22 protein-coding genes and 1 riboswitch are annotated in these 22,123 nt (G+C 52.1%); of the genes, 6 read left to right on the forward strand and 16 right to left on the reverse strand.

Annotated elements, in window-relative coordinates; all coding sequences use genetic code 11:
- Positions 1 to 124: 124 nt before the first annotated feature.
- The 3 genes from IEY53_RS14235 to IEY53_RS14245 all read right to left on the reverse strand — a co-directional run bounded on the left by IEY53_RS14235 (position 125) and on the right by IEY53_RS14245 (position 4,146).
- Positions 125 to 1,279: a glycoside hydrolase family 5 protein gene (locus tag IEY53_RS14235; protein WP_189025929.1), complete on the reverse strand. Its 1,155-nt coding sequence runs from the start codon at positions 1,277 to 1,279 to the stop codon at positions 125 to 127.
- Positions 1,280 to 1,668: 389 nt separating this feature from the next.
- Positions 1,669 to 2,400, reverse strand: coding sequence for a DsbA family oxidoreductase (locus tag IEY53_RS14240; protein WP_189025931.1), 732 nt, complete (start codon positions 2,398 to 2,400; stop codon positions 1,669 to 1,671).
- Between the two features lie 492 nt (positions 2,401 to 2,892).
- The gene (locus IEY53_RS14245; RefSeq protein WP_189025932.1) at positions 2,893 to 4,146 is read right to left on the reverse strand and encodes a glycosyltransferase family 4 protein; all 1,254 of its coding nucleotides are present in this window, start codon (positions 4,144 to 4,146) and stop codon (positions 2,893 to 2,895) included.
- Positions 4,147 to 4,346: 200 nt separating this feature from the next.
- On the opposite strand from IEY53_RS14245, the gene IEY53_RS14250 reads away from it, so the two are divergent.
- Both IEY53_RS14250 and IEY53_RS14255 read left to right on the forward strand, forming a co-directional pair.
- Complete coding sequence (locus IEY53_RS14250; protein WP_189025934.1) at positions 4,347 to 5,279, forward strand: glycosyltransferase family 2 protein; 933 nt, start codon at positions 4,347 to 4,349, stop codon at positions 5,277 to 5,279.
- Between the two features lie 163 nt (positions 5,280 to 5,442).
- Complete coding sequence (locus IEY53_RS14255) at positions 5,443 to 6,591, forward strand: FAD:protein FMN transferase (RefSeq protein WP_189025936.1); 1,149 nt, start codon at positions 5,443 to 5,445, stop codon at positions 6,589 to 6,591.
- A 69-nt stretch (positions 6,592 to 6,660) separates the two neighbouring features.
- On the opposite strand, the gene IEY53_RS14260 is transcribed toward IEY53_RS14255, so the two are convergent.
- The 10 genes from IEY53_RS14260 to IEY53_RS14305 all read right to left on the reverse strand — a co-directional run bounded on the left by IEY53_RS14260 (position 6,661) and on the right by IEY53_RS14305 (position 15,308).
- Entirely contained in the window at positions 6,661 to 7,371 is a 711-nt protein-coding gene (locus IEY53_RS14260; protein WP_189025938.1) for an HAD family hydrolase, read from the reverse strand.
- A gap of 11 nt (positions 7,372 to 7,382) precedes the next feature.
- Positions 7,383 to 7,850 (reverse strand): GNAT family N-acetyltransferase, encoded by a 468-nt coding sequence (locus IEY53_RS14265; protein ID WP_189025940.1) that lies wholly within the window; start codon positions 7,848 to 7,850, stop codon positions 7,383 to 7,385.
- A 98-nt stretch (positions 7,851 to 7,948) separates the two neighbouring features.
- Positions 7,949 to 8,455: a metallophosphoesterase family protein gene (locus IEY53_RS14270; protein WP_189025942.1), complete on the reverse strand. Its 507-nt coding sequence runs from the start codon at positions 8,453 to 8,455 to the stop codon at positions 7,949 to 7,951.
- 110 nt (positions 8,456 to 8,565) lie between these two features.
- Positions 8,566 to 9,786: an anti-sigma factor gene (locus tag IEY53_RS14275; RefSeq protein ID WP_189025944.1), complete on the reverse strand. Its 1,221-nt coding sequence runs from the start codon at positions 9,784 to 9,786 to the stop codon at positions 8,566 to 8,568.
- Complete coding sequence (locus tag IEY53_RS14280) at positions 9,779 to 10,282, reverse strand: sigma-70 family RNA polymerase sigma factor (RefSeq protein ID WP_189025946.1); 504 nt, start codon at positions 10,280 to 10,282, stop codon at positions 9,779 to 9,781. Before IEY53_RS14280 ends, IEY53_RS14275 begins: the two co-directional genes overlap by 8 nt.
- Before the next feature lie 380 nt (positions 10,283 to 10,662).
- Positions 10,663 to 11,949 (reverse strand): AAA family ATPase, encoded by a 1,287-nt coding sequence (locus tag IEY53_RS14285; protein WP_189025948.1) that lies wholly within the window; start codon positions 11,947 to 11,949, stop codon positions 10,663 to 10,665.
- Between the two features lie 2 nt (positions 11,950 to 11,951).
- On the reverse strand, positions 11,952 to 13,400 hold the full coding sequence (locus IEY53_RS14290; protein WP_189025950.1) for an RtcB family protein: 1,449 nt from the start codon (positions 13,398 to 13,400) through the stop codon (positions 11,952 to 11,954).
- A gap of 465 nt (positions 13,401 to 13,865) precedes the next feature.
- Positions 13,866 to 14,633: a DUF3169 family protein gene (locus tag IEY53_RS14295; protein WP_189025952.1), complete on the reverse strand. Its 768-nt coding sequence runs from the start codon at positions 14,631 to 14,633 to the stop codon at positions 13,866 to 13,868.
- Complete coding sequence (locus IEY53_RS14300; protein ID WP_229696149.1) at positions 14,633 to 14,851, reverse strand: helix-turn-helix transcriptional regulator; 219 nt, start codon at positions 14,849 to 14,851, stop codon at positions 14,633 to 14,635. Before IEY53_RS14300 ends, IEY53_RS14295 begins: the two co-directional genes overlap by 1 nt.
- Before the next feature lie 196 nt (positions 14,852 to 15,047).
- Positions 15,048 to 15,308, reverse strand: coding sequence for a YqkE family protein (locus tag IEY53_RS14305; protein ID WP_189025956.1), 261 nt, complete (start codon positions 15,306 to 15,308; stop codon positions 15,048 to 15,050).
- A gap of 85 nt (positions 15,309 to 15,393) precedes the next feature.
- Here IEY53_RS14305 and IEY53_RS14310 point away from each other — a divergent pair, with 85 nt between their 5' ends.
- Positions 15,394 to 15,747 (forward strand): winged helix-turn-helix transcriptional regulator, encoded by a 354-nt coding sequence (locus IEY53_RS14310; protein WP_189025958.1) that lies wholly within the window; start codon positions 15,394 to 15,396, stop codon positions 15,745 to 15,747.
- 15 nt (positions 15,748 to 15,762) lie between these two features.
- Here the strand turns inward: IEY53_RS14310 and IEY53_RS14315 are convergent, their stop codons facing one another.
- The gene (locus IEY53_RS14315) at positions 15,763 to 16,266 is read right to left on the reverse strand and encodes a GNAT family N-acetyltransferase (RefSeq protein WP_189025960.1); all 504 of its coding nucleotides are present in this window, start codon (positions 16,264 to 16,266) and stop codon (positions 15,763 to 15,765) included.
- Positions 16,267 to 16,313: 47 nt separating this feature from the next.
- Complete coding sequence (locus IEY53_RS14320; RefSeq protein WP_189025962.1) at positions 16,314 to 17,153, reverse strand: SDR family oxidoreductase; 840 nt, start codon at positions 17,151 to 17,153, stop codon at positions 16,314 to 16,316.
- A 172-nt stretch (positions 17,154 to 17,325) separates the two neighbouring features.
- Here IEY53_RS14320 and IEY53_RS14325 point away from each other — a divergent pair, with 172 nt between their 5' ends.
- Positions 17,326 to 18,420 (forward strand): M24 family metallopeptidase, encoded by a 1,095-nt coding sequence (locus IEY53_RS14325; RefSeq protein ID WP_189025964.1) that lies wholly within the window; start codon positions 17,326 to 17,328, stop codon positions 18,418 to 18,420.
- A gap of 314 nt (positions 18,421 to 18,734) precedes the next feature.
- Here IEY53_RS14325 and IEY53_RS14330 read toward each other — a convergent pair whose 3' ends face one another.
- Positions 18,735 to 19,463 carry a queuosine precursor transporter gene (locus IEY53_RS14330; protein WP_189025966.1) on the reverse strand — a complete coding sequence of 243 codons (729 nt, stop codon included), beginning with the start codon at positions 19,461 to 19,463 and terminating at the stop codon, positions 18,735 to 18,737.
- 11 nt (positions 19,464 to 19,474) lie between these two features.
- A riboswitch (PreQ1 riboswitch) is annotated at positions 19,475 to 19,520 on the reverse strand.
- 293 nt (positions 19,521 to 19,813) lie between these two features.
- Between IEY53_RS14330 and IEY53_RS14335 the strand changes: the two genes are divergently transcribed.
- Both IEY53_RS14335 and IEY53_RS14340 read left to right on the forward strand, forming a co-directional pair.
- Complete coding sequence (locus tag IEY53_RS14335) at positions 19,814 to 21,508, forward strand: methyl-accepting chemotaxis protein (RefSeq protein ID WP_189025968.1); 1,695 nt, start codon at positions 19,814 to 19,816, stop codon at positions 21,506 to 21,508.
- Positions 21,509 to 21,643: 135 nt separating this feature from the next.
- Entirely contained in the window at positions 21,644 to 21,814 is a 171-nt protein-coding gene (locus IEY53_RS14340; RefSeq protein ID WP_189025970.1) for a hypothetical protein, read from the forward strand.
- The last annotated feature ends 309 nt before the right edge of the window (positions 21,815 to 22,123 follow it).

Below are 22,123 nucleotides of genomic sequence, written 5' to 3' on the forward strand. Positions count from 1 at the left end.
TGCTTTTTGCCTTTCCATACCCATGACAAAATTGGCATATCCCATCCCCCTTGTCGACCGCAGGCGCCGTCGATCCTGCTGTCGGCTTCGGTGTGGCCAATCCTGCTGCCTGTTTCGGAGCGGCTTACTTGGCACTGCCGTTCAGGGGCTTCATGACCCTGGCAAGCATTTTTTGCTTCGGCTTGTTCCATGTATTCCAGTCGTCTAACAGCAACCCGCCGGTATCTCCGCTGTTCGGATTAAGGCTCCAGTAGGTCCAATACAGATCATTCCGGCCGATGTAGTCGACAAGCGCGTTTTGCCACTTGCCCTCCTTCGAAGCCGAATCGACGTTGCGGCCTCCGAACTCCCCGAGCAGTATCGGCGCGATTTGTTCCTTGTGGATGTAGCCCCAATTAGCATCCCATACGCTGGACAGGTTGGCGGGAAATTTCTGATCGGCGAACCACGGCTGCGACGAAACACCCGGACCGTAATCGTGCGGTGAATAAACGAGCCGGTTAGGTACTTTCAGCCGGACCGGATATTTGCGCACACCCTTCAGATTGCCGCCCCACCAATAGGAGCCGCTCTGTCCTTTTACATTCGCGTCCACCCCTTCCACAACGATCAGCCAGTCCGGATTGACAGCGAGAATCGCATTGCCCGCCCGTTCTGCAGCCAACCGCCAATCGCTGGCTGAATCGCCGCAGCCCCAGCATACGGAACCGTGCGGCTCGTTATGCAAATCGGCGCCGATCACCGTGTCGTTGGCCAGGTAGCGCTTTGCCAGCATCGTCCAATCTTTAATCCATGTCTTTTCGGGAACCGACTGCGTATACCATCGCTCCGCTTGCCCCGAGGCGGTTGGGCGGTGGCGGTCAAGAATGATTTTCATACCGCGTTTTCCCGCCTTCTGGATGAGCTTGTCCAGCAGTTGGAGCGGCGTCAGCCCCTTCAGATCGGGATTTTTTGTATAGTCGATCCCGCTTGGCTTTTTACCGGGCAGCAGCATTTCGTTCGTATACGGAATACGCAGCAAGTTGTACCCTTCTTTGGCAAGCTGGTCCAGCATGCTGTCCATCGACCGTGTCCACAAGCCGTGGGGAGAGAAATTGTCCGTCTCCAATCCGAACCAGTTCACCCCGTTGAAACTAGCCGGTTTGCCCTGCGTATCGACGATGCGGTTGCCTGACGTGTGGTAGTAGCCCAAAGACGATGCGGGCTTGCCTGCAGGAGTCGCCCCGATGCCCGTTACGAGCACGGCCGCCAGCAGCAGGCAGGTTCCTATTCGTTTCATCCGATCCTCCCTTTCTATTATCCGTGATTAAACGGGCCTTTCACGATCTATCCGCAGCTGATGCGGACAGGAAATCCCTTACTCGGGGAGGATTCGTCGATTCAGCAGGACAAACGGACAGAGATTCCGCTATTTGTCCCCTCTCCCCTCATTCCAGGCTCAATCGAACGATATAACGGCTTCTGAGTCCGGATTCGCCAGGAAAGCAGACTTTTTCACAAAATAAGGTCCTCTCTGTCCGCTTCACTCCGCTGTTGAAGCCCAACCCTCCTGCACCGCCGGTTTCATCTGAAGCTTTTTGGCATTGTATAATTTCCTATACAACAAAAAAAAACCGGAGCCACCGGAAATTCCGGTACTCCGCCCCACTCCGCTCACCGCGGATGTTGTTATAGCTTGCAGGAGCCGTCCGCGCAGCCATCTTCGTTACCATTCGCTGACGCAGCCGGGTCCGAGCTGCCCAGCACTTGCAATGCCGGAGCCTCCTGCTCCTCGGCCCATACCGTATCAAGCACCTCCGTGAATACAGGACCGGGTTGAGCACCGGAAACAGCATATTTGCTGTTGAAGACAAAGAAGGGCACGCCGGTAACGTTGAGGCGCCGGGCTTCTTCGATATCTCCATTCGCTGCATCCGCATAAGTATCCGACTTCAGCAGGGTGCTGACCGCTGCGGCATCAAGTCCCACCTCGGCAGCGAGCGCCACCAACACTTCGTGGTCGCTAATATTAAGCGTGTCGGTGAAGTAAGCACGCAGCAGCCGTTCCGTCATCTCGGCAGCTTTGCCTTGGGCGGCGGCATAGCGGTTTAGACGGTGGCTATCGAACGTATTTGCATGCACCACCGTATCAAAGTTAAACTCCAGCCCGACCCCTCTGGCCTGCTCCGCCAGCTGCTCATTCATCGCCTTGGCCTTCTCGCGGGTCATGCCGTACTTGGTGGCAAGCATATCATGGATATCCTTACCAGGCTGTACTTTAGCATTCGGGTCCAGCTCAAAGCTGCGGAAGACCACCTCAACCTGATCGCGATGCGGGAACTGGCTGAGCGCGTGTTCCAGCCGTCTTTTTCCTATATAACAGAACGGACAGGCATAATCCGACCAAATATCAATTCTCATCATATTACCTCCTAATGGTTAAACGTTAACCAATCATATTTCGCTTACAATTATATAGTTATAAACCCAAAAACACAAACTTTATATTTGTGAAAATATCCGCCTATATAAAATGAACTTGAAATTTTTCTATTTGGGAATCACCGTGACTACGGCGAATGTTTGGACTTCCGGCCGCTGCCCGTCTGCAGATTTCTTTATTTATACCGATCTATACGGTTGAAATCTTCAGACAAAGGCGGTCGCTTCCGCTCCTCCAGTTCCAAAATCCCCCTCCGTCACTGTTCCCTTATTCTTAAATGTTCAGGTTCAATCTATATAATTCAAACCCTTAAGAAATAACGTTTCTAAGCACTGCACACCAAAAAGAAGTACCTCCCCATTCTCTAAAACATTAAAAAGGGAGATACTCCTATAATAATAATCTGCAATTTAAAGCAAAGTGCATCACTGACTTATCCCCTGCAGTCACAGCGGCCCAGTAGCTCCCCCTTAGCGTACGGCCGCCAGAGGTTTTGCCTTACCATGGATACTTTTGTTCAGCAGCTCGTTCAGCTTGCCGCCGATGATCTCCTCCGTATAGTTGGAGCGGACGATTTCACTGGCAGCTCCCCCCATCTCTGCACACAAAGCGGGGTTGCCGAGCAATTGGCCAAGAGCGTCCGCAAGTGCAGCGGGATCCAGGTTCTCGGCCAGCAAACCGTTCACCCCATTCCGCACCAATCCCCTTACACCCATGACATTAAAAGCAACCGTCGGCAGCCCGCAGGCACTGGCCTCCAGTATGACGAGCGGCAGTCCTTCATAGCGGGAAGGTAGTACAAACAATTCGGAAGCATTGTAGTAATTCGCCAGGACTTCCTTGTCACGGATCGAGCCCAGCAGAATAAAGGTGTCTTCCAGCCCATTTTCCCGGATCAGCTCTTTCAGGCTCTGCTCATCCGGCCCGCTGCCGGCGATGAGAATCTTGAGATCCTTCAGCTCACGCAGCTGCTTCGCCGCCTCCACCAGCAGCGAATGACCCTTCTGATGCTCGAACAGACGGCCTACAGTAATGATATACCTGCTGTCTTGGTCCAGCCCAAGCGCAGCCCGCGCCTCCTCCTTGTTCCGCTTATAGAAAACAGACGAATTCACGAAGTTCGGCACCAGCTTGATCCGGTCGGCCATCGACGGGAACTGCGCAACCATACTGCGGTGCTCGTCCTCATTCAGCGTCGTGAGAAAAGCGGCCTTATGCAGCGTCCTTTTTTTAATCGGCATAATCCACTTATGAATGCTTCCCCCGTGATACGCAGCAATAATGGGAATGTCCAGCTGCTTGGCGGTCGATGCCAGCCGTTCGAACCGGCCGGAAGCATACTCCTGGGCATAGATAAGATTGATCCCGTCACCACGCAAAATATTGCCCAGATCATTCTGGATCGTGGACACATATTGGGAGACGAACTTGCCGATCGGCGTACGGTGTGAGAACGGAATGGAACAATAAGCTTTATAGAGCCCGCCCACCGGGATAAATTTCACGGTACAATCAATTACTCCATGTTTATAGGAACGCACCTTGCTGCCACTACGCGTAAAGTTGTAAATGGTCGTACGTATTCCGTTCTTGCGCAGGAGACGTGCATAATCGAAGGAAAAATCGTTATGATACGAGTTCACATACTCCTCTTCACTAAGCCCCAATCCCTTGACGAAGAAGTCTTCAAAGTAATTGGTGTGCATAAAGATACCGACATGCATAACGTAACCTCCTTTTTTATTAAAATGAATTGAAAACGCAGCATTGCTTTCATTTCATTATAAACGCTGGAGGACTAAATAAAAGTAAACGAAAGTGGTATATACGCTCTACTTCAGGGGGGAGTAAAATGAGACTAACAAGAATCTTCGGAGCCAATCTATGAAAAAGGACGCTGCAGACGTCCGGAAGGAGAAACGGCATGCATGATGTATCCATAGTAATTCCCACCCGCAACAGGCTGGAAGACCTGACGCTGTGCATTGAATCCATCGGCAGGCAGACCGGTCTCGAAGCAGTCTCCATCGAGCTGTTGATTGTGGACGATGGTGATATTCCGGAGGAGGTGCTCGCCCATTTCCGCAAGGTGCTGGCAGAAATGCCGCAAGCCGAGCTGCGTTATTACCGCAAAACAGAGCCCGGCGTCTGGCTGTCCCGCTATGAAGCACTGGGGCTGGTCGACGGTGAAATTCTGCTCTCCTTTGACGATGATGCCGAGCTGGACGACCCCCTCTATATCCGCCGCATGCTGGACACCTATGCTTCTGATCCCTCGATTGTCGGGGTAGGCGGCATCGCCAAAGGCCTCTCCAGCAGCCGTTCTGGCAAATGGCTGGGCAGGCTAACCTGCCAGATGTCCGCTTCGCCCGGCAAGTTGTCGGCCAGCACACTCGCCGGCTCCCTCCTTCTCTGGAGTGAGACGAAGCAGACCTTTGAGACCGATTTTTTCCATGGCTGCAATATGTCATTCCGCCGTTCCGCACTCCAGGATATGAAGCCTTATCCGTGGATGACGAGCTATGCGGTGGCCGATGATATCTACATGTGCCATCTTGCGAGCCGTTACGGCAAGCTTGTCATCAATCCCGAGATGAGGATCACCCATCATGAATCCCCAAGCTCCCGTGACAAGGCGGGACGTGTCGCCCGGGCCACCGCCGTCAATCATTACTATTTGCTTAATCTCCGCAAAGCCTCCACGCTGAACTATGCGGCACTGCTCTGGACACTGACCTACCTGGCCGGTAAGTCCACGCTTAAGCGCAACTTCAATGCGCTGAGCGGATATGCCCAAGGCATTCTCTTCGTATTAAATCCCCGCAAGAATAAATACAGCGAATATATGCTCGATTAACCCCCGCTCACCCCATCCCCCTACCGGACTCTGCCCTGAAATTCGGGTGCAGAGTCTTTCGCTTGTCCGAATTTGTCAGCAAATGAGGTTCCCTCCCCCACCGTTCTGGGTTATGATAGGTGATGATGTGGTTCTAAGAAACTAATATTATGGATGGTGGAGTATGTTCAAGAACAGTAAAGTTACGGTCGCTTTGGTCACACTTGTGATTATTGCCGTTGCCGTTGTCGGCGTATGGTTCCTGGTTGACCAGAATAACAAACCCGCTTCCGAGCCCTCCGGCAATGAAGCTGCCGTCAATGGGGAAGCAGGCGGTGCCAAGGTCACGGATGAGAAGGGAACCAAGGCGCTGGAGCAGACCTTTTACATTTATGATACGGTCGTTAATATTAAGGTCATTGACGATAAAGTAACCCAGCAGAACATGGACGATATCCAGCAGCTGATGGAACGTATGGATATGGAGTTCAGCCGGACCAAGGAAGGCGGCGAAGTGTACGCCATTAATCAAGCGGCCGGCAAAGAAGCCGTAGCCGTCTCGGACGAGACACTTGACGTTATACAATTGTCCATTAAATATGCGGAAGATATGGACGGACTGTTCGATCCAACAATCGGTCCGCTGGTAGACCTGTGGAATATCGGCAGCGGAGGCGAGCAGGTCCCGGCTCAAGCCGCCATAGACCAAGCCACGAGCCTTATCAACTATAAGGATATTATCATTAATGAAGCCGCCAAGACCGTGAAGCTCGCCAAAGAAGGTATGGTGCTGGACCTTGGCGGTATCGGCAAAGGATATGCGGCGGACCGGATTGCGGATTATTTGAAGGAGCAGGGATTGCAGAATGCGATGATCAATCTCGGCGGCAGCAGCATTATTGCCCTCGGCACCAAACCGGATGATTTACCGTGGAACATCGGTCTGCAGGACCCTGACAAAAGCCGGGGCACACAGCTGGGAACCATCAAAATCTCGGATGAAGTAATTGATGCTTCCGGCGTGTATGAGCGTTTTTTCTTGCAGGACGGGGTTCGGTATCACCATATTCTTAATCCTCGTAACGGCTTCCCTTCCCAAAACGGACTCAAAAGCATCACGATTATGAGCCCGAATGCTACGGATGCGGATGCCTTGTCTACAGGAGTGTTTCTGATGGGCCTGGAAGAAGGCATGAAATATATTGAATCCCTGCCCGGGAACGTGGATGCCTTCTTCATTACGGAAGACAACAAGATTTATGCCACTTCCGGGATTAAGGACAGACTGAATCTGACTGACACTACGTATACTTTTGAGGAACTGCAACCCTGATGATATGTAAAAAGGTGCCCTACCAGCCGACAACGAACGAATGGCTTCCTGGGCACCTTTTTTGTGCTGCTACAGAATCGGCAGCTCGCTGAATTCCTTATAATTGACAAAGGTATAACTCGGTTTATGATTCGGTCCCGGCTCCCGGCCGCGCGGATTATACCAGCACACTTTCCAGCCTGCCTCCAGGGCTCCAACAACATCATTATCCCAGGTATCCCCGACATACATCGAGTGTGCTGCCGACGTTCCGGTCTTCCGGTTCACATAAGCAAAAATCTCCGGGTCCGGCTTGGCAATGCCCACGGCATCCGAGATAAAAATCCGCTCCGCCGGAATGAGCTTGTCTACACCCAGTCCGATGATTTTATTCATCTGATGCTCCCGGGGGCCATTCGTGATGATGCCTACCGTATGCCCGGCCGTGAGGAAACGTTCCAGCTGCGCCCGTACCCCGTCTATCATTTCAATGGTATATTGCCGGGCAATATACGCTGCTTGGATCGCTTCGGCCTGACTCCGGTCCAGGTGCAAATCGTATTCGGCAAAAGCGCGCTCTATCCGCAGCAGCCGCGTCTCTTCCAGCGGAAGCTCTCCCCGCAGATACTTCGGCCACAGCAGATCGCTGTGATGCCTTACCCTGTAGAATAAATCCGCATCATTCAGACTGCCTTCCGGCAACGGATACACTTCCCGTACCGCTTCCCTGAAAGGGACCAAGTGATCATACAGCGTATCATCCAGATCAAAAAACACCGCCAGCTTGCTATTGGTCTCCATGTCACCGCTCCTTACTTTTCAAAAAACAAATCATAGATAACCATCTCTTCATCCTTGATAAATCCCATAGCCTCATAGAGCCGCTGGGCGGCGGTATTATCTGTCATCGTCGTCAATGTGAGGCCTTTGGTTCCGGTACTCCGGGCCCATTCACGCGCAGCCGACAGAAGCATGGAACCCAAACCTGCCCCGCGTCTCCCAGCGTCCACGAACAAATCGTTAAGTATCCAGAGCCGCTGCATGCTGACCGATGAGAAGGACGGGTAGAGTTGGGTAAAGCCCCACACACGTCTGTCCGCCCCTTCTCCCTCCACAGCCATGAAGATAACCGCTTCATCCAGTTCCAGTCTTTCTGTGAGAAAAAAACGTGCACCGCCGGGGTCAGAGTCCTGACCGTAAAAGACCCGGTATCCGTCAAATAGAGGGATCAGCAGCTCCAAGTCTTCGAGTCCCGCCCGTTCAATACGATAGCCATTCATAAGGATCTCCCGCTTTCCATGTTCAGTATACAGCAAGTGTATCCTGAAACTTCCGGCCTGCCCATGGAGAGAAATCCACATGATTTGGACATTTCACTCTATTCCTTTGAATCGTACAAAATATGCCGGGCATTCACTTCGCCATCCGCAATATCCAGCAGGCCGAAGGAATATTGCTTCTCCCGCCGCTTATCCGTAGGTGAACCCGGGTTGAACAGGAGAATGCCCTTCTCCTTCCGCAGCAGCGGCTGATGCGAATGCCCGAACAGAATGATGTCCACAGACTCTCCTTCAAAAGCAAGCAGCGCATTCCCGTCGGTCCCTTTGCGGGAGTATGGCGCATGCCCGTGAATCATGCCGATGCGCATCCCTTCCAGGGTAATGATCTTACGTTCACCGAACCGGCTGATAATCTCAGCGCCGTCATTGTTCCCGGCGATTCCCTCGACAGGGGCCAGCGCTGCGAGCATTTCATAGACCTCCAGCGCGACCCAGTCCCCCAGATGCAGGATCTGGTCCACTTGACGAAATTCCTCTACCAGCGCTTTCGGCAGGCTTTTGGCCGTTCGGCTCATATGTGTATCTGCTACGACTCCGATTCTCATCTCGCTTCAGCTCCTAATCTAGTGCAATTCGTATCCAATAATTGTACGATTTGCACCCGGGAGAAGCAAGTTTGTGTGAGGTATGGCCCGTGCAAGCTCTCCGAAGTTCTCTAATTATCATCCCTGTCACGCCAATTCCAGAGCCGGACTTCTCCCACCCGCAGATGGCTGATCCGCGGTTCTTCCCGCAGCTTCAGCAGTTCCTTGACCGGACCTGTAACAACGGCTCCATAGAGACGGACTCCGTTCTCTTCGAGATAGCTGACCGATTCATCCAGCCGGATAAAAGGAGCGACTTTAGCAGCAATAGATTTGTATTCCTGCATCAAATACAGTGTCTTCATGAAGTTCTCCTCACGCAGTTCACCGCTCCCATAGGATTCTACAGGTGGAGAGGAAGATAACACTGATCTTGAGCCTGTCATGCCGAACCAGCCAGCTTTGGTCTCCTTGACCTCCTGAACGATCATATCATCGGCATGCCAAATCGGCTGATATGGAAATCCGAGTGGAGTTGTGAGCACTTGTCCTTCTGCATCCACGGCGTCGGGACCTGTATCTGCGGCAAACCACACCGGTTCCATATTCCTGCCTTCAAACTTTTGCAGCAACTGATCCGTAGTGAACAATTGGTCAAAAGAAAGATAAACCTCGGCTACCGTCCCCTCCGGCAGTTTCTCCAGTTTGCCCCATTCCTCATCGTCCCAGCGTTCACCGGTTCCAGTTGGGGTTCCCGCCCGTGGATAATAAAATACACCCCCGTTCACGCTCTGCTCATCCAGCCATGAATATTGAGATATTGAGGCCCTGCCCAGCAGCATCCGCAGCGAATAATCACCAACCGTTACTTGCTCGTCCCCAATCCGCTTCACCAGCTTACCGGCAAAGTCCGTCGTAAAAAAAACATGGGTGCTGCCGTTCAACTGCACACTCGTATTCGGCCGGGAAACGGCCAGCGCAGAAGAGACTACATCGCGGTAATTCTCCCTCCGAGCTCCAGTTTCATAAAATACCGAAGTAATAATACTGCTAAGAACCGTGATGATTAAGAGTGCCGACAGTACCGTGAATGTATTGGCGATCCGAGCCCTCCATTTGCCCCGGCGGATAATTTTTTTATCCGAGCCCGGTCTGCCGGGTTTCTTACCGCTGCCCCGGGGCTTCGAACCCCCATTCTCCGCTTCCGGCGTTTCCTCTGCACCCATCAGCTCATCCAGATACGTCTGGTAGGCTTCCATCTTCGCAAGCTCCCGCTCCATTTCCTCCCGCTCTTCTCCAGGAAGGGAGCCTTCGCTATATCTCCGCAGCTTCTCCTTGAAATCCTCACTCATTGGCGTTCCTCCTCCTCTTAGCCTCCCGCAGCTTCTGTCTGGCCCGAAAGATGAGTATTTTGTATTGGGAGAGGCCCACATTCAGAATCCCCGCTGCCTCCTGGTAGGTCAGTCCATGAAAATCATGCAGCAGCAGAGCATGACGCTGATTCTCAGGCAATCCTGCTATCACCAGGTTAATCTGCTCCCATTCTTCCTGCCGCAGTAGTGTCTCTTCCGTATTGTCCGGGTGTGCGATTGTCCTGAAAAACGCCTCTCCCTGGACCACACTCCTGCTCTCCTTGCGTGTATAGTCCACAAAAACATGGTAGGCCACGCGAAACAGCCAAGGCTTAATTTTATCCTCCCTGCAGTCCTCAAGGTACAAATACGCACGGTAAAAGGTCTCCTGCATCAAATCTTCCGCGGCATGATGGTCTTGACAGAGGGAGCGCAAATAACGGTATATGTCGATTACGTACAGCTGATAGACCTCATCCAGTGAATTTGCCTTCATCCTCTCCCCCCTTAACCTATCCACGTATGAGTCCTCCAAAAGTTACAAAAAACGGGGCTGTTCCTAGAGCAGCTGTTTCTACCACTAGAGACAGCCGCTCCTCATTTTAGTAACCGTAAAAAATCAGCATCGCAGCGATGCTGATTGTCCTCTTCTAAATCTATTGGCAGGAAAAGATGGCCATGGGTTATTGAATGTACAAAAAGCAGCGGAGAGAACGGAATGATGTGGAAAAGCGGTAGCGGTCGCCTTTGGATCCGGATTTTCACCGCTAACCGAAATTAAAAAATCCGGATACAACAGCGATTGGAACAACAGTCCGTTCGCGGAGCGTCCACATCAAGCGCTCACGCAGATCCTTCTTCAAAAAAACCAGTCATTCAATAAAAACCAATGGATGACTTGTCGTCCTTCATCCATTCCTGCTTGCGGCCTTTGTCCAGCTCGCCGCGCATGCTCCGGACCAGAGCTTCGACACCGGCGGTGCCGTTCTCATGCCATTCCAGTGCGGCACTGACATACAGCTCGCCGAGCTGCGTCAGCGAGAAATGCTCCGTCAGGCGGGCCGCCAGGGCGGTGCCTTCCTCGCCCGCAAAGACCTGGAAACGGCGCAGCCGGAGGTATTCCAGCCGGAGGGCCTCATCCGGCATGCGGATCTCGTAGGCCCGGTCGAACCGGCCGGCTCGGTTCATGAGGCCAGGGTCGATTTTGTCCGGATAATTGGTCGTTCCGATCAGGAAGATGCCCTCCTTGGAGGTGGCGCCGTCCAGGGTATTCAGGAAGAAGGAGCGTACCTCCTGCGGCATGGAGTCAATATCCTCAATCACCAGCACCATCGGCGCGAGCCGGGAAGCAGCTTCGAACACTTCGCCTACGGACTCACTGCTCGTATACTCGGTAATTTGCCAGTATACGACCGGACCCGGCACACTGCCGGCAATGGATTTGACCAGCGTGGTCTTGCCGTTGCCCGGATGGCCATAGAGCAGGACCCCTCTTTTGTAAGGAATATCGTACGTCAGATAAAAAGAACGGTCCGCATCAAAAAACTGGTCGAGCGAGCGGTAGATCTCCTTCTTGATTGCTGCATCCAGCACAACCTCCTCCCGGCCGACCGAACGGGTAATCGGCTCGTCCTCGCGGGACATTCCGTTGCGCATATCCGTAAATACGGTGACCTTGTTGATATTCTGCTCGCGTTGCCGTGTGCGCACATTCCCCAGGAAAGCCTGGAGCTGGCTATCGGAAGCGGCAAAGACATAATCCTGAAAGTTGATCCCATGCTCCTGAAACACAGGCACCCGTGCCAAGGCGACGCCCAGTGCAGGATAAGCCAGCACATTGTTGCGGATGGACAGGTGGATGTTGTAATCCGGCTGTTCTTTGTCGTCATCATAAGCAAATGTCCGTTCCTCCAGCCGGTCAAAGATCCGCGCCACATGCTCCACCTCGGGATTGCCGCTTTTCACATCGTTCTCCAACAGCTTCCAGTATTCACTGTTGGGATCATCGCTGGCATAAAGCTCATACTCCACACCATACCGGGCAAAGAGGGCCCCGCTGATTCCGTCCACCAGGCGGGCATACGCCGCATACCCTTTGATCGTGCCGTCCGTTTGCTCGTCATACTCATATATTACAGTCTGCTTCTTCCACTCCGTCTCCATGGTTACTTGCTCCCCTTTATCGCTGCGAGCGGCTTGCATTTGGCGACAACAGCAGCCAGACCTGCGCCCGTAACGCTTTCTATGATTTCATCTACATTCTTATAGGCTTGCGGCGATTCGTCAATGATAGATTCCAGGGAATGCTGATTGACCACGATCTCATCCGCTTGACCGACCCGGAGCGACCGGGCGAATTCTCCTACAGTCACCAGCCGTTTCGTGGCTGAACGCGAGCGGGCCCGGCCTGCACCGTGGCAGATCGAATAATAATTCTCTTCGCCGCCGGGCTTGCCGACCATCAGATAGGAGGCTGTGCCCATCGAGCCCGGAATCAGCGCCGGATGCCCGGTAGCCGCATAGGGCTTAGGGTTGGCGGGGTGCCCGGCAGGCAGGGCACGCGTTGCTCCCTTGCGGTGCACAAATTTGGCACCGGACGAGGTGTTCTCTTCCCAGGCGTAATTGTGCATCAGATCGTACAGGGTCCGCAGCTCGCATTGGGTGCCGAACACCTCACGAAAAGCCTCACGGACCGAAAAGGCAATCAGATGCCGGTTCACGACAGCGTAGTTCAGCGCGGAATACATCAGGTTCACATACTGCTGCGCTTCAGGATGGGCAAGCGGTGCAAAAATCAGCCGCGGGTCAGCAGTGCCGAGCCCGAGCTTCCCCATCACCTTGGCAAAAGCCGGGGTGCAGTACTGGTTCACCGCACCGCCCCAGGCCCGGGAGCCGGAATGGACCATGACCACAATCTGTCCGTCATAAAGGCCCCAGGCTTCAGCCACCTCACGTTGCTCCTCCGCGATCTCAATCGCCTGAATCTCGACAAAATGGTTGCCGCCGCCCAGTGTTCCAAGCTGCCGGTGCCCCCGGTGCCAGGTCATATCGGGAATCCCGTTCAGCACTTCCTCGTCAAAGCTGAGCTTGCTGATCTCCACGTGGGACAACGCGGTCGATTTCTTCGGGGTATAGCTGTCGGGGATATATTTGTTCGGCAGTCCATGCAGTCCTTTGCGGACAATATGCTCCAGCCGGATGTCGCCGAAATGCCCCCGCTGCTGTGCTTCCATCGGCAAATATTTCATGATAGCCCGCACCAGCTTGCGGCGCAGCTTCACCTCCTGCAGATCATCCTTGTGCAGATTGGTCAGATGCACACGCATCCCGCAGCCGATGTCGCTGCCCACAATTGAAGGTGAGACATAACCCGCTTCGGCATCCCATACCGCCGTAGTGCCGATACAGGTACCTACACCGACATGCACATCCGGTGTATAACTCATAAATTCAATATTCGGAATATGCAGATTGTTGTTCGCCATATCCAGCACTTTATAGTCCAAAGAAGCGAATAATTGGTCGCTGGCATAGACTTTAAGATCGCCTCCCGGCAGTTTCACTTCATGTTTATATCCGGGCTCATAGCCCGTAGATGGTTGCTGAGTATTCATAAATAAGTTTCAATTCCCTTCAGGTATTCAATGAATTTAATCATTTAATATTTGGTATTGTTCATTTCGGGCATAGCAAAAAGAGCCGCAGATCATCAACTGATCCACGGCTCCCTTGGAGCATAATGCAACTTCGCGGCGGGCACAGGTATCCCGGGGGGATACACCTGCCGCCTTCTTTAACAGGATGAGCCGCAGCGCATCACGTTGTCCGATTGAGGCCGATAAGATCAGATCTTACATATGCAGTTGTCATGGATGATAACGGCAACAGCGACAGTTTCAAGCTTCTGTATTCAATCATGACCCATCGGCCTCCCTTCTCTAAATGATAAATCCAATATTAAACGGCTAAGCTGCTCATTGTCAACCCTTTAACTGGAAATTGATATTTGTGCAGTGAGTTATATTGACCTGACTTGATTCCGTTCTTAAGGGAAATCTTCCGGACTTTAGCAGATCCGTCTACTTGCTTAACTTGCCGGCTTCACGGTAATAGGCTCCTTGCTGAATCAGCAGAATAAGCGCCAGCACGATAATCGGAAGCGGTGCAAATCCGAAGAACAGGGAGTACAGCGTGAACAACACAATACCGCCAATCAATGTGGAATTAGTCGCTTTAAAGGCAGCGAAAGAGGAACGGTAAACGGTCCATCGTTCAGCTTCGTCCAATTTGGCAAAAAATTCGCGCTGTGCCTCGCGTGTGTTTCCCACTCTCAGATCCAGGGTACGCTCAGGGTAATATTTGTTGTATTTAACAAGTGTATGATGCTGCAGCAAAAAGGTGACCAGTATAAATACGACAGCTGTAATCATATTCACCAACATAAAAGTCTTATCCTCCGCAGGCTGCTCCTGTGCCCCCAGCGCATAAGCAAGCGACAGAAAAGTCCACATTAACGAAATAATCACATTATAGGAACTGGTCTTCATCAGATTGCCCAAGAGCTTCTCGGCAGGACTTAATACAAAATCTTCATCTTCTCTTGGCATGCTGCCAACCCGAAGCAATCCGGTCGCATTCCATACAGCTAACAGTAAGGAGACCAGAGCAATAAATCCAAACAGCAAATCGTATTCATAGACCAGCTTGATATTCAACTGGAAGTCCTCAGGCACCTTCACTGAACCGGATGCAAAAATATAACCTATGGTTCCGCCAATAATCATATACAAGAGCAGTTTGGAAATCCCTCTGACTCTGGCCGTTTTCTTTACCTGACTTGTATTCATTACGAATCACTCTCCTTATCATTTATACTGAACACATCTTCAACCTTCACATCAAAAACCTTTGCAATCTTCAGAGCCAGAACTACCGACGGCGAGTAATCGCCCCTTTCAATTAAGGCAATGGTCTGACGGGATGCTCCAATTCGCTGGGCCAGCTCATTCTGGGACAACCGCTCCCTGGCCCTCAATTCACGCACATGATTGTATAGTTCGCTCAAATGTTCCAACCCCCATAACATAAATTGTATATTATCATATCCCTTTTGTAAATTATAATATACAAATTGACTATAATTATTTACAAAAAAGAGATGATTTTTTCTTCCTCGCACCAAAAGAGCCGTAGATCAACTGCTGATCCACGGCTCTGATATAACGTTGTTCTATTTATTGCAGCATAAGGCTTCATGAAGCTTATTTGAAGTTATGCCAGTCCTGCTTGCTGTTCTCCAGCAGATGGCCAAAATCGTTCTCCAGCCGCTTCTGTTCCGCCTTGCGCTCATCCTCCACAGCCTTGCGGGCCGCTTCCTTACGGTCATTCTCCTCCGTTTTGAGCGCATCGGACTGTGCCTTGAGCATATCCAGAACCTCGCTGCTCAGCAGGTCCTTGAGTGTGGCAGGACCGTCCGGCGTTGCGGTACGCGGAGTAGTGGGCATTTTCTTCTTTTTAGCCATGATAAATCTTCCTTTCGTTCTGGGGCTTCCCCCTGTTTTAGTCCCCGGTCTTTTCGTTTATAATGTACAGTAAGAGGTGAGCTTTATGAAATCCACAGATTTATGTCCCCGCTTACAAAAAAGCATGGACATTATCGGCAGACGCTGGACCGGTTTAATTATTTATCAGCTCCTGCAGGGCCCCCAGCGTTTTAGCGCCATTGAAGCTTCCCTGCCCGTCAGCGGCAGACTGCTGTCCGAACGGCTGAAAGAGCTGGAACAGGAGGGCATTGTCCTCCGCGAGGTGTTCCCTGAAACTCCGGTACGAATCCAATATTCCTTGACCGACAAAGGACTGGCGCTGAAAGCTGTCATCCGCGACTTGCAGCAGTGGTCCGATGCCTGGATTGAGCCGGGGAGTTCTCCTGGAGAGGATGACCCTTCATCGTCTTGTCCTTAGCAATTCTGAGACGGACTATACCTTACGACCAACAATAACCAAATCCCGCGGGACGCCATCCAATTCTGCAACCTCAGGCAGCCGTCCCCATTTCTCAAAGCCGAATTTCTGCAGCAGCCGCAGGCTTGACTCGTTATGCCCAAAGACAAATCCCACCAGGTTCTTAATTCCGAGGCGCGGACATTCCTCCAGCGCTTTGGTCATCAGCAAGCTTCCGGCTCCGCTTCCGCGGTATTTCTCCCCCACATATACGCTGATCTCAGCTGTCACGTCATAGGCGGGACGTCCGTAGAACGACTGGAAACTGAACCAGGCGGCAATCTCGCCTTCTTGTTTCAGCACCCAGAGCGGGCGATGATGGCTGTTATGCTCCCGGAACCACGCTTCTTTCGCTTCCACGCTAACCGGCTCCAGATCGGCTGTCACGGTTCTGCCGGCAATAGTCGAATTATAAATCTCCACAATCGTGGCCAAATCGGCGTGAACTGCATTCTCTATTCTATAATTCTGCCATCCCATACTTCCATTCCTCCACACTGATGTTTATATTCCTTCACAGGCTTCTGCTAAAGACCAACCTGGGCGAGACTCCATTGCCACAGCTGTTCCGCCGCTTCCTTGTCCGCTGCCCTTGGTGCCAGTTCCTTCCTGTTGCGGCGGTAATAATATTGACCGGATACCTCATGCAGCTCCGGGGCCGTGGCCAGATATATAGCCGTATCCGCTCCCTGCTCGGAGGTCAGAAAGAAATACGCGGCCAGCTTCATTACAGAACGGCCAAACCCGGTGTCCCGGTTGACGCCAATATTAGTGCCTACAGCCCCCGGATGTACACAGTTGACCGTGATCCCGCTTCCCTCAAGCCTTGCAGCAAGCTCTTTTGTAAAGAGGATATTGGCCAGCTTGGATCTGGCATAGGCTTTCGCCGGATTGAAGCCACGGGATAAGGTCGGGTCGTCATAGTGCATGGCTCCGATTTTGTAGGCACCTGAGGCAACAACAACAATCCTTCCTTGCGGTGCCGCCTGTAAAGTATCCAGCAGCAGATTCGTCAGCAAAAAATGACCTAAGTGGTTCACGCCAAGGTCCATCTCAAAGCCGTCAGCCGTAAGCTGGCGCTTGACGGTAACGACCCCGGCATTGTTGATCAGCACATCCAGCACCGGAAAACTGGCCCTAAACTCCCGGACAAAGGCACGGATACTATCCAGAGAAGCCAAATCACACAGCATGAGCATAATGTGGTCCGAGCCGCTCTGACGTTTGGCTTCCGCCAATGCCTCTTCTCCGCGCTGGCGGCTGCGGCAAGCCATGACTACGGCCGCACCTCTGCGGGCCAGTTCGATCACCGTGGCCAGTCCCATTCCGGAATTGCCGCCGGTTACGATAACAACCTTCCCCTTCATCCCGTGTCTCCCCTCTCCCGGCAGAGCCTGCCGGCACATACACCCGAAAGCGAGCCCTTCTGGTCTTTTAGGGCAATATGTTTTAAGATTATGTTACATCATTTCATAGGCTTAAGAAAAGCATTCATTGAACCATCCTGCAGAAGCGGAATGAAAGGGGAACACAACCAATATGAACAACGCTCTGATTAGCCTGGAGCAGCAAATGACAGATGCAGGCCTTACTGCCCTGCTTGTCACTGATCCCAAACATGTCTACTACTTAACCGGTTTCGCCAGTAATCCGCATGAACGTTTTCTTGGATTGCTGCTGCGCCGTGGAGACGAGCCTGCCCTGATAGTGCCTGCCTTGGATAGTGAAGCGGCCCATGCCTCCTCCTCCGTCCAGAACATCCTCACCCATAGCGATACAGACAACCCTTACCTGCTGCTGAAGGAAGGCCTGGGCAGTGCAGACCTTGGCAACTTCGGCATCGAAAAGGAACATTTCTCCGTAGCCCGCTACGAGCAGCTCGCAGCGTTTGTACCGGCGAAAACATTCAGCGACATCGGCCCTCTGCTGCGCAGCATGCGCTCCAAGAAAACACCTGAGGAAGCGGGCCGCATGAAACATGCTGCCGAGCTTGTGGAGGAAGTGCTGCGCCGCGGGCTTGAGCATGTGAAGACAGGTGTAACTGAGATTGAACTGGTGGCGGAGCTTGAATATCTCATGAAAAAGCTGGGTGCCTCCGGGCCTTCCTTTGACACCATGGTACTCTCCGGACCCAATACCGCTCTCCCGCACGGTGTGCCGGGCAGCCGCGTGATTCAGCCGGGGGATTTCCTTATGTTCGACCTGGGCGTATATGCCGCAGGTTATGCTTCCGATATTACCCGCACCTTCGCCGTGGAGAAAGCGGATGACAAGCTGACTGCCATTTATAATACCGTACTGGCTGCGAATGAAGCTGGAATCGCGGCTTCCCGTGCCGGAGCCACCTTTGGTTCCGTGGACCGCGCCGCCCGTGATGTGATTGAAGCTGCAGGGTACGGCCCCTACTTCATGCACCGGGTAGGACATGGACTGGGCATGGATACGCATGAATATCCTTCTCTGCACGGGCTGAATGAGGACATCATCGAGCATGGCAATGTATTCACTGTCGAGCCGGGCATTTATGTGCCGGAGCTTGGCGGCGTGCGGATTGAAGATGATGTACTGGTTACAGAAGACGGGCCGCAGACTCTTACCAGCTTCCCAAAAGAACTGACCGTGCTGCATCTGTAGAACGGCTATCGGTATCCCGTCCCGAAACCTGCGCAGAGCTTGGCCCTTCAGATTAGGGGGTGTCCCAAAAGCCATGAAATGGCTGCTTGGGACACCCCCTTTTTTTTGAGTAGGATGGAAGTGGGGACTTGTGTGGCGCTCCGCGATCAGACTGTTATTTCCATCGCTATTGTCCCCGATTTTAAAGAAATCGCCCTTTCTAAATGGTTTTATCGAGCAACCATTCAAAAATGAGCGATTTCTTTGACTCTCCAGAAAGTCACCTCGTCCGTGTCCAGGCCCCTATATAGTAGCGCCGGGTATGCCCGCGCTGCTCAGGCCGAATTTCCCCCGGAATCCGTACGTTTCTCTATCAAGGGCTGCTCATCCGCGAAGGTGAACGAACGGGCCAGATACAGAATGGGCGTTCCAGCTGCAGTTAATACAAATTTCACGATATAGGTGGTTAGCAGGATCTCTAACCAGATGCCCCAGTCATACATACCGGCAAAAGCAATCGTGCAGAAAATCAGCGTATCCACAAAGGAGCTGACCATTGTGCTGCCGTTGGAACGAATCCATAGCTGACGGGAGCTGCCGTAATAACTCCGTATCCACGAATATAAGCGTACATCCAGCAGTTGGCTGATGAAATAGGCGGTAAGGCTGCCGAGTGCCAGACGCGGCAAAAGCCCAAAGAGGGTCTGCAGGGAAGACTGTGCAATATCCGTCTCCTGCGGCTCAAATATCAGCACCATCTGCATGATCACAGTTGTCATCAGCAGAGTGAAGAAACCGAACCAGACGGCCGTACGCGCTTCAGCCCGGCCATATTTCTCATTAAGCAAATCACTGGCCATATACAGCGTCACATACATCGTATTGCCCAGCGTCATAACAATGCCGAACGGCATTTCAATAGTTTTAGCCACCTGAATATTCGCTATGACCGTAGCCACTCCTACCCAGGCATACAGGCCTTTTTTACCAAACAAACGGTAACACAATAAAAACAAAGCAAAATTGACCAGAACAAATAAAACTCCCCACCACAAATTAAACATGATTCTATGGACTCCTCCTAGTTTTGTTTACGCGGGATGGTTACGAACCGCGGCTCCGAGTTCCGGAACAAAACATAAATACTCTATCATATTCAGGACCTGGATACTAGATTAAGCTAAAATTTTCATGAAAACAGTCAAGTTTCTGAAAATTGTGCTGCGAAATTCAAATTTTTCACTATTCAACCGAGGGTTAATTCTATAGAATAGTTATCAATCACGTCGGCTGGACCTAAAAAACCAATAGCAGGTTATATGACCTATTTTTCACAGAGAAAATATTGCCGCTAACCTATGACCCAGGGCTTAAGTGAGATTCTGACTCATTCTATGGAAGAGGAGAGAGTACTATGTTTCGTTTTAAGCATTCGATAAGTCGGAAATTCACGCGTTTGTTATTTGTCGTCCTGCTCCTTACATCACTTTTGTTAAGCATCAGCTTCTACTTCATCTCCATCAACACCATCAACAACTATGTCATGCCACAAATCACGAAACAGCTGAGCGCTGCTGCAGATGATGTATACAAGAATCTGAATGCCACCCATGCCCAGCAAACGCTGAATAACAGCGAGCAAGCCACCAGCAATGTCAAATTTTATTTCGACGATAAACGCAAACAGCATGATGTGGAAACCATCTTTCTGCTCAATTACAAGGAAGGCAGGGCAACCATTCTCACTGCCAACCGGGATTCAGCCATGAAGCGTGAGGATAACATTGCTGTCTCCCCGGCGATAGAACAAGCCGCGAAGAACAAAGGCAAATCCGGAATCAGCGATGTTTACAGCGACAGTTACGGTATACATAAGACAGCTTATATGGCCGTCCCCGGCAGCACCATGCTGGTTGGCGTAAGCTCGGATGTAGGTTTTGTAGACGAGAAAAAACACAGCATTCTCTGGACCAGCGCCGGCATTACGCTGCTGGCGATGATCGTCGGCCTCAGCGGAGCCTCCTTCATGAGCCGGAGAATTACGCGGCCGATTACACAGCTTGCAGCCTACAGCAACAGACTGGCCAGCGGCGACTTTACGCAGGAGCTGACGATCAAGGGCACTGACGAGGTCGGACAGCTCTCGGACAGCTTCCGGACCATGACCCTTCACTTGAAGGAAATGATCGGCCAGGTTCTAAACACCTCTGGGATCGTAGTAGCGGATGCCAATGATCTAAATAAGCGCGTGGATGTATTAAATGAAATGACGGAGCAGTCTGCAGCTTCGGTTGTAGAAATTGGCACTGGCAGCTCGTCTATTGCCGGCAGCGCCCTCGACAACTCCAGAGCTATGGATGAGATCAATTTCGGTATTCAGCATATCGCCTCATCCGCCGGCGAGGTTACCGAGCAAATCAGCGAAGCTTCCATGGAAGCGGCCTCCGGCAATGACATTGCCCAAAACGCCGTGGAGCAAATGCGCCAGGTCGAACGGGCTTCCGAGCAATCCCTGGAGCAATTCCGGGTAATGAACGAACGTTCGCTGATGATTGGCGAAGTCTTGCAGGGGATTACGGAAATCACCAAACAAATTCAAATGCTCTCCCTCAATGCCTCCATTGAGGCGGCGCGTGCCGGAGAGCATGGACGCGGCTTTGCCGTCGTGGCCGGAGAAGTCCGCAAGCTCTCGGAGCAGTCGCGGAATGCCACCGACCAGATCCGTGAATTCCTGCTCGGCCTGCAGGAGGATATGGCCCGTTCCGTAGCCGAGATGAATCACGTAAACTCGGAGATTTCCTCCGGGGCTCACAAGGTTGCAGATGCGGGGAATGCTTTTAATCACCTGCTGACCCTGATTCAAAGCATCAACCAAAGCATCCAGTCTGTCTCTGCGGCTACACAGCAGATCTCGGCCGGCACGGAGGAAGTCAGTGCCTCTGTGGAAGAAACAGCACAAATCACCGCCAAATCACAGACCAGTGTGGAAAGTCTCGTCCAGAATTCCGAGCGGCAGCGCCTTGAGCTGGAGGGAAATGCCCGTACTGTATCGCATCTGCACGAGCAAGCGGTCAAGCTGCAGGAAGCGGTAGGCCAGTTCAAGATCTAGCCTTCCTTCCGGTAAGATGGAAACAGGAAAACAAAAAAAGAGGGTGTCCAAAAGCCATGGAAATGGCCTAGGACATCCTCTTGCTATTTAAGGCGGCCCCTCTGCGGTAAAAGTCCGGGCACAAAGACGGCAGCGGTGGATTGGTGGTGGATTGGCGGAGGATTCGTAGAGATTGACGGTGGATTCGCAGAGGATCCGCGATGGATTCGCAGAGGATTCGTAGAGAATTTGCAGAGAATTCGCGATGGATTGGCAGAGGATTGGCGGAAGTATGTCGGTAGATTCACAGAGGATTGGCGGTTCTGATGTATTTCGTACAGCCAAATCACTCTGGATTCCCCTCAAAGTCCATTCTGATGTATTTTGTACATTGAAAAATTGGAACACTTAGAAAAAAGGGCCTTATTTGCTTTTTCTGATGTATGAAATGCAGCCAAATCGCAAAAACGCCACGTTTTCCCGCATACTGATGTACATAATGCAGTCAAATGACCCCTTCCCTTATCCCAGCTGTGGTCCTCTGGCCTGCAGCCACCCGTAGGCCGCCCTCATAAGTACAGCATGTTGGCGGCGCGGGCTGTACAGCAGGTGAACAGGCCGGGGCCGTGGTCAAAT

This window comes from Paenibacillus albidus (genome assembly GCF_014644435.1).
Lineage (GTDB): Bacteria > Bacillota > Bacilli > Paenibacillales > Paenibacillaceae > Paenibacillus_AQ > Paenibacillus_AQ albidus.